This is a genomic window from Acinetobacter sp. RW6 (assembly GCF_041956835.1).
Lineage (GTDB): Bacteria > Pseudomonadota > Gammaproteobacteria > Pseudomonadales > Moraxellaceae > Acinetobacter > Acinetobacter calcoaceticus.
Genome location: NZ_CP167121.1, coordinates 2579475 through 2595131, shown reverse-complemented (window position 1 = coordinate 2595131; position 15657 = coordinate 2579475). Strand labels below are relative to the sequence as shown.

Sequence of the window (15657 nt, the reverse complement as noted above, 5' to 3'; positions counted from 1 at the left end):
TTTTTATCGCCTGATTTTTAGCTTTAATAAAATAGAAATAAAAAAGTATTTTTCTCAAATTTAATATATTCAAAGCCTTAGTATATAAGGCTTTGGTAGTTACAAAAAAGTCAGAAAAATTGTATCACACCTCCTGTTTTTTTTATGAAATTGGATATAATTTCGCCAACAAAACCCTTGCCTAGAAACTTCATGAGGCAAGGGTTTTTCTATGGAAAATCGGTTGGTATGGATCGCCAATGATTTTATGGTGAGTTCGCGAAATATGTTATTTACCAAACCTGCTGTTTTAGATACAGCTACTCTCTTAAGCACGCAGCGTCTTGCAACACGACTAAGCTTTTTTAGCTTAGGTTTTGCGACCGCAGCTTGGGCACCACTGATTCCTTTTGCCCAGCAGCGTTTAAACCTCAATCATGCCGATTTTGGTTTGCTGCTCTTGTGTATGGGTATTGGCTCAATGATTGCAATGCCTGCGACTGGCGCTTTAGTCAAGCGTTGGGGATGTCGGCCATTAATTGCATTGGCCTTGATGCTGTTAATGGTGTTATTACCTAGCCTAACGATGTGGAACAGCATTGTGATGATGGCTGTAGCATTATTTGTGTTTGGGTCGGCAGCAGGCTGTCTTGGGGTAGCTATCAATTTACAGGCAGTGGTTGTTGAAAAACATAGCCTGCGAGCGCTCATGTCTAGCTTCCATGGCATGTGCAGCCTTGGCGGCTTAACTGGGGCTATGCTGGTAACTGCATTATTGGCAGTAGGTCTTTCTCCATTAATGAGTACTTTGTCTGTTGTAATGATTTTGCTCGTCATTGGTGCAGTTGCTATTCCTCCTTGTTTAACGTCTTTTGAACAGGATGAAAAGCCACATCAAGAAGCCGATAAACCTAAAAAACTCTATCGACCTAACGGCATTATTCTGCTTATTGGCATGATGTGTTTTATTGCCTTTTTATCAGAAGGTGCTGCAATGGATTGGGGTGGTATTTATTTAACAAGTAAGTATGAACTTAACCCAGCCTTTGCTGGTCTTGCTTATACCTTTTTTGCTCTGAGCATGACGACTGGGCGTTTTACGGGCCATATCTTGCTAAAGCAATGGGGTGAAAAAAATGTTGTAACTTATAGTGCCATTGGTGCAGCAATTGGTATGGCTGTTATTGTGACCGCACCTGTATGGCAAGTGGTTGTATTAGGCTATGCACTTTTAGGATTAGGCTGTTCCAATATTGTGCCAGTGATGTTTTCTCGCGTAGGGCGACAAAACGATATGCCTAAAGCAGCGGCACTTTCTTTAGTATCAACGATTGCTTATACAGGTTCCTTAAGTGGACCAGCTTTAATTGGTTTAATTGGTGAATGGACTGGTTTAAGTACAGTTTTAACAGGTGTAGCAGTATTACTATTTATTATTGCTTTACTTAATCGCTTTACACTCGCAAAGGCGAATTAATTTATAAATAATAGAAACAATCTAAAGAACATCGAGAAATTTAATTTCTCGATGTTCTTTTATTTAGATTTATAAAACATGATAGATAGATTGATAATTGTCTTGTAATAAGCGCTGAGGTTTCATTAGTAAAGTTGGTGTTTTTTCCAAATCATCTAAGAAATCGTTTCTCCAATGAGTAAGATCAGATGCTGATAAACCCTCTATCAATTGTTGATAACGATTGATACGCTCAGCTTTAGACATCTCTAAAGCCATTTTTAAAGTATCTATCATTGCCGCTCTATCTTGCGGATCAACAATCAAGGCTTGAGACATCTGCTCCGCAGCACCCGCATATTTAGATAAAATTAGTACGCCAGGATTCTCCGGATCTTGAGCTGCAATATATTCTTTAGCGACTAGGTTCATACCATCGCGTAGTGAACTAATCCAGCAAATATCAGAGTGACGATAAATATGCATGAGATTATGGTGTTGAACTGGATCATAGCAACAATCTACAGGTCTCCAGTCTTCATGCGCAAACTCTTCATTAATCAATTCCAACTTGGTTTTAAAACGTTCGTATAAACGTTGATAAACTGCAATATCAGTACGTGACGGTGTTGCAACTTGCAGATGTCGGACTAAGCCATGATATTCAGGATTAGTTTCCAAGAAGGTTGCAAATGCATTAAAACGCTCAAGTAAACCTTTTGAATAATCAATTCGGTCAACCCCAATGATTGTTTTTTGACGAGGTATTTCTTCAAAATTAAACACACAAGGGCTTGGCAAATCTTGTTGCGCATGTTTTTGAATAAGCTCCGGCTGAACGCCAATTGGGTACGATTTAATTAATATTTGACGTTTTTTGTAGCTGATACTGTCACGGTGAATTTTCTGAGCTTCAAGTAAACTTAAACATGTTTGCATGCATGCATTTTGATCAATCTGGGTTTGTAAACCAATCACATCATATTGGCTCAAGTCTTGAATTAATTCTCGGGCCACGGGGATTTTGAGCCATATGTTCAGGCTAGCAAAAGGAATATGCAGAAAGAAACCAATTTTATTTTGCATGCCTAATTCACGGCAGTAACGGGCTACACTAAAAAAATGATAATCATGTATCCAGATGATATCTTCAGGCTGAGCCAGCTGTTTTAACTTTTCAGCGAATAATCGATTGACCTTTTGATAGGTATTATATTCTTGCGAATCATATTCAATAAGATCCTCTCGGTCATGCATCGCTGGCCACAGAACTTTATTTGCAAAACCACAGTAATATTGCGCGTATTGTTGATGAGTGAGAGGGCAGGTAATGTAGTCAATTCCCTGAGAATAGGCTTGTTCAAATTCTGGCGCTTCGCTATCGGTAATTTGCTGACCATTCCAGCCCAACCAAATACCATTGCTATCATTCAATGCATCTTGTACAGCTACAGCAAGGCCACCTGCTGAAGCCTTACCAGATGGCATACTTATTCGGTTCGATAATACGATTAATTTAGACATATTTTTTCTCCATTCTGATTCCGGCTATTTTTGACATATAAGTTTTTTATTCTGTTTTGAAATAAAAAAAGAAAATTAGCGACGTCATTGATATCTTTTAATCTATATTTGGCATGTGTTTCACCGGAACCTACTTTAATGGTGAGGCTAGATTGCTGATTAATACAAATAAAACCAGATTCATCTGTTAAATCATCTCCTATAAAAATAGGTAATACCGAGGTTAAATTAAGATGATTTAATATAGTTTGAATTGCTGTACCTTTATCAGCTTGGTGAGGAATTAATTCAACAACAAATTTTCCCTTATTTATTTTTAATTGGGGGTAAAAGGATTTAATTTTCTGCATTATATTAAATGCATGATTTTCTAAGTTGGGATTTTTGCGATAATGTAAAGCAATAGAATATCCTTTATCTTCAATTAATAGTTCAGGATATTTTTCACAAGATTTTATAATGTCTTGTTTTAATTTTTTGAAATTAATACTGCTTAAATCTGGTCGAATATAATTATCTGAACCAAAATAAATATTTAAACCATGTAAGCCCGCGATAGGAACTTCAATAGGGTGTAGCAGCTTGCCTGCTGTATCTATATCACGACCTGTTACAGCAATAACGGGAATATTTAATTCAATAATTTTTTTTATAATTTCTAATGTGGTTTTTGGAATAAAACTCTGCTCAGGATTAATTTGAAATGGTGCTAATGTTCCATCAATATCTAAAAATAAGCAGTAATTTTTATCTAAGGATAAAGTATTTATAATATCACTTGGTGTAACAAAATATGTGTTTTTCTCTCTCCCATCAGATATTGTACTTTGACTGTTCATATTAGCCTTCCCAATATTTTTTGATCAATAATTAATCTTCTAACATTAAAATTAATTGATGAGTCATTTTTTTTAATAAAAAAACATAAGTATTAACATTAATTACATTGCATAATGGATTTATAGGCGAAGTGTGGAGTATGTTGTTTTTTGATTGGCTTCAATGTTTAGATAATTAAATTTTTGTATGTTTCCTATTAATAATGCAGGACTTATTTATTAATGTATTTCAGAATATTAATGGGTTTTAATGCGTGATTTAAAATCAATATTTTAAATTTTAAGGCTGATTTTAAAAGATATTTTCTTGAAATATTAATATATAATTTGCATTAAATGAGCTTTGGGTAAGAATATGACGTTACAAAATAAAATTTTATTGATTACAGGGTGGGGAGTAGGAATTGAACCTTTGGAATCATTAAAATTGCATTTGCAACAAAAGGGTTTTGATATACAACTAATTAATATATTTGATGTTTTAACTAGCAGTTTCCAGAAACAGCTTAATTTATTGAATGATGTCGATACTGTAATTGGGTGGTCTTTAGGAGGTCAGTTAGCAGCTTACTTAGTTGATTCTTTTTATAAGAGCACTGGTCTAACTAAAACTTTGATTACGCTTGCTTCTAATCCATGTTTTGTTACTAACACTAATTGGCAGACTGCAATGCCTGCTGATGTGTTCAGTCAATTTAAAACTTCTTTTTTGCAAAACCAACAAGCCACTTTAAAGCGCTTTTATTATTTAATTACTCAAGGATCAGCACAAGCTAAAAAAGATTGGCTAAACATGCAAAATATAGCAAATCCACCCCCTTATGAGTTTTTATTACAAGGGTTAGAAATGTTAGAGCATCTAAACTTGGTAGATAACTTAAAAAATTACTCAGGTCCACAGCTTCATTTATTCGCAGAGCAAGATGGTGTCATTCCTTGCAAAATTGAGCAAAATTTTGCACATATCGCGACAGAAAAGATGAAATACAAAGTATTAAGTGAAGCTACTCATGCTTTTCCATATCTACAAGTAGAACGAACAATTGAAGAAATCTGCCAATTTTTAACAATTCATCAGCAAAGTTAATCAGCTTTGATTGATATCGCAATTTTCTTTCATTCTTAACAGGTTTAACATGTGTTCAATGAAAGATTTGAACGCTGTAAAAGGGTAAATAGGATGACCGATAATTTTGATTTGGAACATATTTGGCATCCTTATACTTCAATGACCCAACCTTTACCAACATTTAAAGTCAAACGTGCGTATGGCGCGACGATTGAGTTAGATGATGGTAGGACTTTAATTGATGGTATGTCATCTTGGTGGTGTGCGATTCACGGTTATAACCATCCTGAATTGAATCAGGCAGTGACCGATCAATTACAAAACATGTCTCACATCATGTTTGGTGGTTTAACGCATGCCCCTGCAATTGAACTTGGAAAAATTCTTTTAAAAATTACCCCGCCAAGTCTCGATAAAATTTTCTATGCAGATTCAGGTTCTGTTGCCGTTGAAGTTGCTTTGAAAATGGCAGTGCAGTTTTGGAGTGCTCAAGATAAACCGCAAAAAACAAATTTTATTACAACGCGTTCTGGCTACCATGGGGATACATGGAATGCGATGTCGGTGTGTGATCCAGTTACAGGCATGCATCAGATTTTTGGTACAAGCTTACCAAATCGTCTTTTTGTTGCAGCACCACAAACCAAATTTCATGAAGAATGGAATCCACAAGATATTGCAGAATTAGAACAAGCGATTCAGCAGAATCATGAGCATCTTGCAGCCTTAATTATCGAGCCGATTGTACAGGGTGCAGGTGGCATGCGTTTTTATCATCCTGAATATTTGCGTCAAGCCAAAGCACTTTGTGAACAATATAATCTGTTATTAATTTTTGACGAAATTGCGACAGGCTTTGGGCGTACTGGTAAGCTCTTTGCGTGGGAACATGCACAAGTTGAGCCTGATATTATGTGCATAGGTAAAGGGCTAACAGGCGGATATATGACATTGTCGGCTACCTTAACGACGAAGCATGTTGCCGAGACCATTAGTCGGGGTGAGGCTGGAGTATTTATGCATGGTCCAACCTTTATGGCTAACCCACTTGCTTGTGCTGTTGCCTTAAAAAGTACGCAATTATTAATTGAGCAAGATTGGCAAGCCAATATTGAGAGAATTGAACAACAACTTACTCAATACTTAACACGACTCAATCAGCTTGATTATGTTGCTGATGTAAGAGTATTGGGTGCAATAGGAGTAGTTGAACTCACGGTTAATGTTGATATGAAAACGTTGCAGCAACAGTTTGTTGATCGTGGAATTTGGATTCGTCCTTTTGGTAAATTGGTGTATGTAATGCCACCTTATGTGATTACCAGTCAGGAATTAAGCTATTTGCTTGAGCAGATGGTTGAGGTTGTTAAAACCATGCAGGGAGTGCATTGAAATGTCGTTGCTTGATCATTTTGCTATCCAATTAGATGAACTAAAACAACACGGCAATTTCAGACAGTTTACTCAAAATGTACAGCATGAGCGTTTTATTACGATTCAAAATAAAACGATGCTGAACCTAGCTTCAAACGATTATCTTGGTCTAGCTGCGGATGTAAAACTTCGTGAAGAGTTTTTAGAAAATTTTCCAGTCGAACGTAGCTATTTTAGTTCTTCGTCATCACGTTTATTAACGGGTAATTTTGAAGAATATGAACAATTAGAAAATAGCCTAAGCCAAGCATTTGGTGGTCGGGCGGCACTATTGTTTAATAGTGGCTACCACATGAATATCGGTATTTTGCCAGCTGTTGCCGATGGGAAAACTTTAATTTTGGCTGATAAGCTGGTTCATGCGAGCATGATCGACGGTATACGTTTATCGGGTGCGCAATATGTACGTTATCGCCATAATGATTTGCAGCACTTAGAACAACTTCTTCAGAAATATCATGATGATTACAATATTGAACGCATTATTGTGGTGACTGAAAGTATTTTTAGTATGGACGGTGATGAAACTGATTTAGCCGCTTTAGTGCAGCTAAAAAAACGCTTTGCCAAAACTATGCTGTATGTTGATGAAGCACATTCAATTGGTGTGCGTGGTCAACAGGGTTTAGGGTGTGCTGAACAATACAATGTCATTCAAGATATCGATTTTTTAGTGGGGACATTAGGTAAAGCACTAGCGGCAGTGGGGGGATACATTATTTGTCACCCAATTATTAAAGATTATCTCATTAATAAAATGCGCCCACTTATTTTCAGTACTGCTCAACCGCCGATTGTTATGGCATGGGCAAACTTTGTTTTTCAAAAAGTATTACACGCCCAATCTCAGCGTGAACATTTAAAAAATATTAGCCAATATCTTCAACAAGCTGTTGTGCAAAAGGGTTATGTAAGTCCATCGACCAGCCATATTATTCCAGTCATTGTGGGAGAAAGTCAGGCTGCTATCGATAAGGCAAAGCAGGTTCAGCAAAGTGGTTTTTATGCCATGCCTGTGCGTCCACCGACCGTACCTAAAAATAGTTCGCGTTTGCGTATTTCTTTAACGTCGATGGTACAGCAACATGAGCTTGAAGAATTGGTGAGTTTTCTGTGAGTCTGAATAAAAACTTGGTTGCCCAGCGTTTTGCCAAAGCAGGGCAAAGCTATTCAGAACATGCAATTGTTCAAAAACAAATTTGCCAAAATTTAACGGTTTTACTCCAGCAGTTTTGCCCGAGTATGATGTCACGTGTCTTTGAAATTGGTTGTGGTTCTGGCAATTTAACTCGTCTTATTGCTGCATCTTTTCAGATTGAAGAGTTAATTTTGAATGACTTGTATGCAGATGTGCAACAGCACTTTAACCATCAAGAAAATTTGAAATGGTTAATTGGTGATATTGAAGCTTTAGATTTTCCGCAGCAGCTCGACATGATCGTTTCAGGTTCGGCTTTACAATGGATGCAAGATTTACCTCGCGTACTTCAACATTGTCATACTGCTTTAAATGAAAAAGGCTGGTTATGTTTTTCAACTTTTGGCCCAAGAAACTTAACCGAGATTAAAGAATTAACAGGGCAAGGTTTAAGTTATTGGTCTATTGAAAATTGGAACAATGCCTTAACTCAGGCTGGTTTTGAAGTTCTGCATTTGTCTGAGTCAGAAGCCCAACTCTATTTCGATTCGCCTAAAGCTGTATTGCAGCATTTAAAAGCAACAGGTGTGACTGCAACTGCTCAGCATCGTTGGACTAAGCAAACTTTACAACAGTTTTATCAAGATTATGATCGGTTTAAGCATGCTGAGGGATATTCCTTAACATATCATCCGATCTATTGTATTGCCCGGAGAATGAAGTAAATGAGTGGTCAGATCTATTTTGTGAGTGGGATTGATACCGAAATTGGTAAGACCTACGCGACAGGCTTTTTAGCAAAATTATGGACTGAGCAGGGTAAAAAAGTGATTACCCAAAAACTCATTCAGACGGGTAATGCTGATATTTCTGAAGATATTGAAAAGCATCGTGAAATTATGGGGCAGGGTTGGTTTCAAGAAGATCATGACAAGCTCACCATGCCGGAAATTTTTAGTTATCCTGCTTCGCCTCATCTGGCAACACGCCTAGACAACAGAGAAATTGACTTTCAAAAAATTGAAAATGCAACTCAAACATTAGCTAAGCGTTTTGATATTGTTTTACTCGAAGGAGCTGGTGGATTAATGGTGCCCTTAACCACCAGTCTACTCACCATTGATTATGTGGCTCAGCATCAGTTCCCTGTTATTTTAGTGACTTCTGGTCGTCTAGGAAGTATTAACCACACTTTACTTAGTCTTGAAGCGCTCAAGTCTCGTGGGCTGAAATTGCAAGCTTTGGTATATAACTTAAAAGATGAATCAAAAGATCCATTAATTTCTCAAGATACTTCAAATTATTTGAAAGACTATTTAGCAATTCATTTCCCTGAAGCTGAGTGGATTGAGCTGGCAAAAATGAGTTAATTTAAAATAGGCTATAAAAAACCGCTCTTATAAGAGCGGTTTTTTTATGGATTATTTAATATTTTAGAATTTCTTAGAACCACGGTTAAAACCAGTCGATTTGCGTTGGTTACCAGTATTCACAGGAGCTTCTTTTTCATCATCGCGACGTTGTTGACGCAAGAAACCACCACGACGAGCTGCCATTGGTTTTTCGGTCATACGGTCAGTACGACGTTTTGCCATACCAAATAAACCTGTGCCTTGACGTGGTTTTAATTCAACTGATTTTGCTAGGTTATCGATATCAGTTTTATCGAGTTCCATCCAGCGGCCAGTACGTAATTCGCGTGGTAAAATAACTGTACCGTAGCGTGTACGCAATAAACGGCTTACTTTAAGTTCTTGTGATTCAAAAATACGACGAACCTCACGGTTACGACCTTCTTTCACCACTACTTGGTACCAGCGGTTAATACCTTCACCACCAATTTCCGAGAAAGATTCGAATTTAGCTGGACCATCTTCAAGCTCTACACCAGTTACCATTTTTTGGCGTATTTTAGGCGTTACTTCACCCATAACTCGAACAGCATATTCACGTTCAATTTCATTTGATGGGTGCATTAAGCGGTTAGCAAGCTCACCATCATTTGTGAATAATAATAAACCAGTACTGTTAATATCTAGACGACCTACCATTACCCAGCGGTCATTCGCAATTTGTGGTAAATGATCAAATACGGTTGGGCGTTTTTCAGGATCATTACGTGAACAGATTTCACCTTCTGGTTTATAGTAAATCAATACACGGCGACGAATTTCGTCTTCAATTTGAAACTGAACTTTACGGCCATCAATGCGTAATTCATCGCCTGGTTCAATGCGCTCACCCACTTGGGCAACACGGCCGTTCACACTCACGCGTCCTGCGGCAATAACCTCTTCCATATATCGGCGGGAACCTAATCCGATCCGCGCTAATACTTTTTGCAATTTTTCACTCATGACAGCACAACCTTAGACATAATGATCAACAGTCCACCTCTTTATGATTTCGGTGCATTTGCATCGAGGGCCATAAAGGCTTCCTTGGCGTTCTGTAGGGGAGGCAATTGGCCTAGCGAAGCTAGACCAAAAGCATTCAGAAACTGAGGCGTTGTAATTAGCAACGCAGGTCTTCCGGGTAAATCTCTAAAACCGGCTTCTTTAATCCAGTTCCAGTCAAATAGTGTTCTAAGAATCTGACTATTATTAGACACACCACGAATTTGTTCAATATCAGCACGGGTAACCGGTTGATGATAAGCAATGACAGCCAGTGTTTCTAGTAATGAAGGCGACAGTTTTGTTGGTCGCTCTGGCCATATTTGCGCAATAATACTACGATATTTAGATCTTACCTGAAAGCGAAACCCTTGCGCTGTTTCAATCAACTCAATAGATCGGCCATGTTGTAATAGCGCGAGCTGTTGTAAAAGTTGACGAAGCTGTTGTTTATTATATTGATTATTAAATGCTTCTTTTAAACGGGCAATTGAAACTGGCGCTTCACTGGCAAAAATAATTGCTTCAAGTTGTAATAAGACTTCGTGATGAATGTCAGCTAATGACAAATCACTATTATTTTGTTCAAAGCTCATATTGAAGATCCTTGAATTGCTAAAGGAGCTTCAATACCAGAGGCAATAATTTTAACTCGCTGTTGTCGGGTTAACTCTAAAACAGCCATAAAAGTCACAACCATTCCCATGCGACCTTGCAAAGGATTGAGTAATTCTTTAAAACTTAACACGTCACCAGACTCTAATTTCTCTTCAATATATGCAATGCGTTCTTCGAGTAATACAGGCTCTTGAGCCACGACATGAATAACGGGTTCTGGGCGATTAAACACACAGAACAACGCATCATGTAATGCTGAAATATCATAGCCTTCATAAACAGGAGCGATATGACCTAAGCTTACATTTGCACTGAATGTATCACGCTCAAGAATTGGCATTTGACCTAAACGCTCAGCCGCTTGCTTAATGCGTAGATAGGTTTCAAGTCGATCAATAAGTTCCTGTTTAGGATCTTTTTCAATACTTATAACCGTAGGTTTTGGCAAAAGTAGACGAGATTTCAGGTCAGCCAATAAAGCTGCCATCACCATATAATCAGCGGTCAGCTCAATATTTAACGACTTCATACTATCCATATAGGTTAAATATTGAGTTGCTATAGGAGCAATATCGACTTGAATTAAATCAAAACCGTTTTTTTGAATCAGATAAATTAAAAAATCTAGTGGACCTTCAAACTGTTCGAGCAAAATCTCAAATGCAGCAGGAGGTATATAGAGATCTTCAGGAATCTTGTCATGCCACTCATCTAAAACACGGATGTGTGGAGCGTCTTCCATGGATTGATGAAGTGATTGATTCATTACGATTATAAGCCACGCGAATTTTCAAAAGCATGAGACTTGTTATTCAAGTCAAAGAGAGCTGTAAATAGAAGAACAGCAGATAGTGGAAATCATTCTAAATGAATTGTGCCTTTTAATAAATTACTTAACGACTAAAGTGTAAAAAAAATCCAAAATAAATAAAGAGTATTTTTTTGAGTGATAATACTTTTTTTAAAACTATTGGTAAAAATTGTAAGTGCTTATTCAAAAGCACTTACATCGCCAATACCACGGCGAATAATTTCAGGATGTTCACCCGATAAATCAACAATACTTGTGCTTGTTAAAGTACCGAAACCACCATCAATAAATACATCAATTCGTTTATCTAATTGATTTTCAATATCGTATGGATCATCTAGGGGATCTTCTTGTCCTGGTAAAATTAATGTACTGGTGAGTAGGGGTTCACCAAGTTCTTTTAATAGAGCCTGACAAATTGGGTTGCTTGGAATACGTAAACCAATGGTTTTCTTTTTAGGGTGCATCAACCTACGAGGAACTTCACTGGTTGCAGGTAAAATGAAAGTCGTAATGGCTGGGGTATTTGCTTTCAATAAACGATAAGTTGCATTATCAACTTTTGCATAAGTTGCAATATCTGATAAGTCGCAACACATAATGGCATATTGATGCTTCGGCCCTAAACCGCGAATCTGCGCAATACGTTCCATAGCATTTTTATTACCGATCTGACAGCCAATTGCGTAGGCAGCATCAGTAGGGTAGACCACAACATCTCCGGCACGAATGCGTTCAACCGCTTGGCTAATGAGGCGTTGCTGTGGGTTTTCAGGATGTACATGTAAATGCATCATATTTTGGAGACTCCATCACGCCAGTGTTAAAAATAATTATTAGGCTTTTTAAATGAACTAGACAAGTAGTGAACGTAGTTTTTTTGTCAATTAATCAAGGAGTTCACGTTTGAATTCATTTAATTGTAATGGTGTACCCGAACGTATACATTGGCAAATAAAGCCAATAAATGCGGCTGCATCACGTGGCAACTTAGCTTCACCTAAAAAGTAACGTTGTACTTGAGCATAAACATTATCTTTAAATATTTTTCCATCTCCGCCATCACCTGTCAGGTTATCAAGCGAAACTCTAAACTTTCTACCAAACGACTGAGAGAACAACCATTCAATTGCCTGCGGCTTAATTTCTACTTGTTCAAATAGACTTTGTTGTTCTTGTGTACGGCCGTCGGGTGCATACCAATATCCTAAATCAGGTAATAGGCGGCGTTTTTCACCAGCAATCGACCAATGACTGATTTCGTGAAGGGCGCTATTAAAAAAACCATGGGCGAATTGGATTTTAGCCGGACCCTGATTTGTTGCCGGGAAATATTCTGGTTCAAAATCTCCACGAACTAATGTCACATTATGGTGGGAAAACCAGTGATTAAAGTGTAAAATAAGCCAATCGACTTGCTCAGACTCTGATTTTGAGCTTGACCATGGTGAGAGTTGCACTATGTCAGGTACAAGAGTGTTCTGATGAGTTGAATGGGTGCAAACGAGTAATGAAGAGTTAACTTCAGGTTGCGGCTGCAACAGGTGCATTGCTTAATTTACCCCGAGTTCTGTCTAAAGAAGTGCAAAATTGTATCTTAATCTTTGACAGAGTACCGATGAATTTGTAGAATTGCCGCCTTAATTATGTCAGCAAATACCTTTCCGGCACAGATTGAGCCGTTTAAATGGGCTGAACAAGGCTTTACATGGTCAGGTCAACTGCCCCTGTCTCGCTTTGCTCGTATCGCTCGTGAAGCTGTTGGATCAATTGATAACCAATTGATCAACATAGACTGTAAGCTATCAATGGATGCATATCATCGCATTGTGTGGATGGATGGTCATATGGACACGAAAGTTCCAATGGAGTGCCAACGTTGTTTGGAACCTGTTGAAATGCCTCTTGTCTTAGACTTTCATATTGCATTAATGGATGATGAGTCACTGATAGAGCGCTTGGATGAGGATGCTGATTTCATCGTTTTAGGTGAAAGTGAGTTTACGACGAAAGGTGATTATGATACGCCAGCCTCGATTAACTTGCTCGCACTACTAGAAGATGAACTGTTATTGTTGGTGCCTTTATCTCCCAAGCATGATGCTTGTGAAAATAAACATCAACCTACCATTCAAAATGTTGTTGAAGAAAAACGGGATAATCCGTTTGATGTTTTGGCAGGTTTGAAGGGTAAACTTAACTCATAATTTGTGATATAATTGTGAGATAAGACAACTGAATTTGTTCTGATCCATTTTTTCGATCTTTGTAAGGAGCCATCATGGCCGTTCAGCAAAACCGTAAAAGTCGCTCTCGCCGTGACATGCGCCGTTCACATGACGCTTTAACCGAGAATGCATTAACAGTAGACCAAGCAACTGGTGAGACTCATCGTCGTCACCACGTGACTAAAGACGGTTTCTACCGTGGTCGTCAATTATTCGCTAAAGCAGCTGATGCTGAATAATTGTATGATATGCATTAAGCGTGATGCTTAAGTATAGAAAAAATGGGAGCGAAAGCTCCCTTTTTTTGTTGTTTTTCGCAATTATAAAAATATAAATAACATGTTAAATTTCCGCTCCAGAAATGAGTGAAAACCCAAAAAAGGATTTCTTATGTCTGCTAAACGTCTTGAACAAGTAGCTTTAGCCACAAAAACTGCGTTTGTGTTTCCAGGTCAAGGTTCACAAAAAGTCGGTATGCTTGCTGAACTAGCAGAACAGTTTAGTGGGGTTGGGCAAACCTTTGCTGAAGCTTCAGATGCGCTTGGATTCGATCTGTGGCATATTGCGCAAAGTGGTGAAGGCCTCAACCAAACAGAAAATACCCAACCTGTATTATTAACTGCCAGTATCGCTCTATGGCGTGTATGGCTTGATTTAGGCGGTCTGGCACCTAAGTATCTTGCAGGACATTCTCTGGGTGAATACAGTGCTTTGGTTGCTGCAGAATCTATGAGCTTGGCAGATGCAGTGAAACTAGTGAATTTGCGTGGAAAACTCATGCAAAGTGCTGTTCCTCAAGGGGAAGGGGCTATGGCTGCAATCCTTGGTTTGGCTGATGAAAAAGTGGTTGAACTTTGCCAAATCGTGAATGCCGAAGGTCAAGGTTCAGTAGAAGCTGCAAACTATAATTCACAAGGGCAAGTCGTGATTGCTGGAAGTACAGCATCTGTACAACAAGTGATGGCTTTGGCAAAAGAGCAGTCTGCTAAGGCAATTGCTTTACCTGTGTCGGTTCCTTCGCATTGTTCATTGATGAAACCTGCTGCTGAAAAATTTGCAGAAGCTTTGGAACAAACTGCCATTGAGCTGCCTACCATACCTGTAATACAAAATGTCAACGCGGGAATAGCTACCGATGTTGCTCAATTGCGTCAGGCGTTAACTGCTCAATTGTACCAATCTGTACAATGGACAGACACGATGCAGTTTTTACAAGACCAAGGTATTCACTACGTTGTTGAGTGTGGGCCTGGTACAGTATTGAGTAATCTCGCGAAGCGTTTACCAAATATAGAAAAAGCTTTTGCTATTGATAGCAAGAGTAAAATGGAAGATGCCCTAAATGCTGTTTTAGTGGCAGAAGGAAAAATTGCATGACACAAGAACGCAAAGTTGCATTAGTAACGGGCGCGAGTCGGGGCATTGGCGCTGCAATTGCCCAGCAACTTATTCAAGACGGTTATTTTGTTGTAGGTACTGCGACATCTGAATCTGGTGCACAAAAGTTAAGTGAAAGCTTTGGTGAGCAAGGTGCAGGTTTAGCTCTCGATGTGCGTAATCTCGATGAGATTGAAGCAGTCGTTTCTCATATTGAACAGAACTATGGCCCTGTGCTTATTTTGGTTAATAATGCGGGTATCACGAAAGACAATTTATTGCTACGTATGTCAGAAGATGATTGGGATGACATTCTCAACATTCACCTTAAAGCTGTATATCGTTTATCTAAACGTGTGCTTAAAGGTATGACAAAAGCGCGCTTTGGCCGCATTATTAATATTAGTTCTGTTGTTGCACATTTTGCAAACCCAGGTCAGGCGAACTACTCTGCTGCAAAAGCAGGTATTGAAGCGTTTAGCCGTAGTCTTGCAAAAGAGATGGGTAGCCGCCAAATCACTGTGAACAGTGTGGCACCAGGCTTCATTGCAACAGAAATGACAGATGCACTTAGTGAAGAAATTCGCAAAAAAATGAGTGATCAAGTGGCTTTAAATCGCTTAGGCGAGCCACAAGATATCGCAAATGCGGTGAGTTTCCTTGCAAGTGATAAAGCAGGTTACATTACCGGTACGGTATTACATGTAAATGGTGGTTTATACATGGCCTAGGGCTGATGTATAACTTTTAAAAATTTTTATATTCAATTAAACTAGTGGCAAATCAAA

General features: G+C 38.4%; 17 protein-coding genes. 10 read left to right on the top strand and 7 right to left on the bottom strand.

Translation table 11 applies throughout. The features are described from left to right. Positions 1-265: 265 nt before the first annotated feature. Entirely contained in the window at positions 266-1456 is a 1191-nt protein-coding gene (locus ACB088_RS12320; RefSeq protein ID WP_080547723.1) for an MFS transporter, read from the top strand. 69 nt (positions 1457-1525) lie between these two features. Here ACB088_RS12320 and ACB088_RS12315 read toward each other — a convergent pair whose 3' ends face one another. Beyond that, positions 1526-2959, bottom strand: coding sequence for a trehalose-6-phosphate synthase (locus tag ACB088_RS12315; RefSeq protein WP_375037104.1), 1434 nt, complete (start codon positions 2957-2959; stop codon positions 1526-1528). After that, the gene (gene otsB, locus ACB088_RS12310) at positions 2947-3798 is read right to left on the bottom strand and encodes a trehalose-phosphatase (RefSeq protein ID WP_375037103.1); all 852 of its coding nucleotides are present in this window, start codon (positions 3796-3798) and stop codon (positions 2947-2949) included. Before otsB ends, ACB088_RS12315 begins: the two co-directional genes overlap by 13 nt. Positions 3799-4153: 355 nt before the next feature. Here otsB and ACB088_RS12305 point away from each other — a divergent pair, with 355 nt between their 5' ends. The 5 genes from ACB088_RS12305 (at position 4154) to bioD (ending at position 8809) form a co-directional block, all read left to right on the top strand. Further along, on the top strand, positions 4154-4885 hold the full coding sequence (locus tag ACB088_RS12305) for a hydrolase (protein WP_375037102.1): 732 nt from the start codon (positions 4154-4156) through the stop codon (positions 4883-4885). A gap of 93 nt (positions 4886-4978) precedes the next feature. Then, complete coding sequence (gene bioA / locus ACB088_RS12300; RefSeq protein ID WP_375037101.1) at positions 4979-6259, top strand: adenosylmethionine--8-amino-7-oxononanoate transaminase; 1281 nt, start codon at positions 4979-4981, stop codon at positions 6257-6259. A gap of 1 nt (position 6260) precedes the next feature. Next, entirely contained in the window at positions 6261-7418 is a 1158-nt protein-coding gene (locus ACB088_RS12295; protein ID WP_375037100.1) for an 8-amino-7-oxononanoate synthase, read from the top strand. After that, a complete protein-coding gene (bioC, locus tag ACB088_RS12290; protein ID WP_375037099.1) occupies positions 7415-8164 on the top strand; it encodes a malonyl-ACP O-methyltransferase BioC in 750 nt (249 codons plus the stop codon). The genes ACB088_RS12295 and bioC overlap by 4 nt, the downstream gene beginning before the upstream one ends. Then, complete coding sequence (gene bioD / locus ACB088_RS12285; protein ID WP_375037098.1) at positions 8165-8809, top strand: dethiobiotin synthase; 645 nt, start codon at positions 8165-8167, stop codon at positions 8807-8809. It abuts the gene before it with no gap. Between the two features lie 63 nt (positions 8810-8872). Here bioD and rluB read toward each other — a convergent pair whose 3' ends face one another. The 5 genes from rluB to ACB088_RS12260 all read right to left on the bottom strand — a co-directional run bounded on the left by rluB (position 8873) and on the right by ACB088_RS12260 (position 12814). Continuing rightward, entirely contained in the window at positions 8873-9796 is a 924-nt protein-coding gene (rluB, locus tag ACB088_RS12280; protein ID WP_003653361.1) for a 23S rRNA pseudouridine(2605) synthase RluB, read from the bottom strand. A gap of 41 nt (positions 9797-9837) precedes the next feature. Further along, entirely contained in the window at positions 9838-10431 is a 594-nt protein-coding gene (scpB, locus tag ACB088_RS12275) for an SMC-Scp complex subunit ScpB (protein WP_004641560.1), read from the bottom strand. Continuing rightward, the gene (locus ACB088_RS12270) at positions 10428-11219 is read right to left on the bottom strand and encodes a ScpA family protein (RefSeq protein WP_016802315.1); all 792 of its coding nucleotides are present in this window, start codon (positions 11217-11219) and stop codon (positions 10428-10430) included. Before ACB088_RS12270 ends, scpB begins: the two co-directional genes overlap by 4 nt. A gap of 224 nt (positions 11220-11443) precedes the next feature. Further along, positions 11444-12061, bottom strand: a complete 618-nt coding sequence (locus ACB088_RS12265; RefSeq protein WP_003653356.1) for an L-threonylcarbamoyladenylate synthase — start codon at positions 12059-12061, stop codon at positions 11444-11446. 90 nt (positions 12062-12151) lie between these two features. Further along, positions 12152-12814, bottom strand: a complete 663-nt coding sequence (locus ACB088_RS12260) for an elongation factor P hydroxylase (protein ID WP_375037097.1) — start codon at positions 12812-12814, stop codon at positions 12152-12154. A gap of 96 nt (positions 12815-12910) precedes the next feature. On the opposite strand from ACB088_RS12260, the gene ACB088_RS12255 reads away from it, so the two are divergent. The 4 genes from ACB088_RS12255 to fabG all read left to right on the top strand — a co-directional run bounded on the left by ACB088_RS12255 (position 12911) and on the right by fabG (position 15600). Beyond that, positions 12911-13471: a DUF177 domain-containing protein gene (locus tag ACB088_RS12255; protein ID WP_004641565.1), complete on the top strand. Its 561-nt coding sequence runs from the start codon at positions 12911-12913 to the stop codon at positions 13469-13471. A gap of 74 nt (positions 13472-13545) precedes the next feature. Beyond that, positions 13546-13731: a 50S ribosomal protein L32 gene (gene rpmF, locus ACB088_RS12250; protein WP_000290730.1), complete on the top strand. Its 186-nt coding sequence runs from the start codon at positions 13546-13548 to the stop codon at positions 13729-13731. A gap of 151 nt (positions 13732-13882) precedes the next feature. Next, complete coding sequence (gene fabD, locus ACB088_RS12245; RefSeq protein ID WP_005042715.1) at positions 13883-14869, top strand: ACP S-malonyltransferase; 987 nt, start codon at positions 13883-13885, stop codon at positions 14867-14869. Further along, positions 14866-15600, top strand: a complete 735-nt coding sequence (fabG, locus tag ACB088_RS12240; protein WP_003653349.1) for a 3-oxoacyl-ACP reductase FabG — start codon at positions 14866-14868, stop codon at positions 15598-15600. Before fabD ends, fabG begins: the two co-directional genes overlap by 4 nt. Positions 15601-15657 lie beyond the last annotated feature (57 nt).

Coding starts and splice junctions, on each gene's coding strand:
- ACB088_RS12320 (WP_080547723.1), top strand. CDS start 266: ATGTTATTTACCAAACCTGCTGTTTTAGATACAGCTACTCTCTTAAGC.
- ACB088_RS12315 (WP_375037104.1), bottom strand. CDS start 2,959: ATGTCTAAATTAATCGTATTATCGAACCGAATAAGTATGCCATCTGGT.
- otsB (WP_375037103.1), bottom strand. CDS start 3,798: ATGAACAGTCAAAGTACAATATCTGATGGGAGAGAGAAAAACACATAT.
- ACB088_RS12305 (WP_375037102.1), top strand. CDS start 4,154: ATGACGTTACAAAATAAAATTTTATTGATTACAGGGTGGGGAGTAGGA.
- bioA (WP_375037101.1), top strand. CDS start 4,979: ATGACCGATAATTTTGATTTGGAACATATTTGGCATCCTTATACTTCA.
- ACB088_RS12295 (WP_375037100.1), top strand. CDS start 6,261: ATGTCGTTGCTTGATCATTTTGCTATCCAATTAGATGAACTAAAACAA.
- bioD (WP_375037098.1), top strand. CDS start 8,165: ATGAGTGGTCAGATCTATTTTGTGAGTGGGATTGATACCGAAATTGGT.
- rluB (WP_003653361.1), bottom strand. CDS start 9,796: ATGAGTGAAAAATTGCAAAAAGTATTAGCGCGGATCGGATTAGGTTCC.
- scpB (WP_004641560.1), bottom strand. CDS start 10,431: ATGAGCTTTGAACAAAATAATAGTGATTTGTCATTAGCTGACATTCAT.
- ACB088_RS12270 (WP_016802315.1), bottom strand. CDS start 11,219: ATGAATCAATCACTTCATCAATCCATGGAAGACGCTCCACACATCCGT.
- ACB088_RS12265 (WP_003653356.1), bottom strand. CDS start 12,061: ATGATGCATTTACATGTACATCCTGAAAACCCACAGCAACGCCTCATT.
- ACB088_RS12260 (WP_375037097.1), bottom strand. CDS start 12,814: ATGCACCTGTTGCAGCCGCAACCTGAAGTTAACTCTTCATTACTCGTT.
- ACB088_RS12255 (WP_004641565.1), top strand. CDS start 12,911: ATGTCAGCAAATACCTTTCCGGCACAGATTGAGCCGTTTAAATGGGCT.
- rpmF (WP_000290730.1), top strand. CDS start 13,546: ATGGCCGTTCAGCAAAACCGTAAAAGTCGCTCTCGCCGTGACATGCGC.
- fabD (WP_005042715.1), top strand. CDS start 13,883: ATGTCTGCTAAACGTCTTGAACAAGTAGCTTTAGCCACAAAAACTGCG.
- fabG (WP_003653349.1), top strand. CDS start 14,866: ATGACACAAGAACGCAAAGTTGCATTAGTAACGGGCGCGAGTCGGGGC.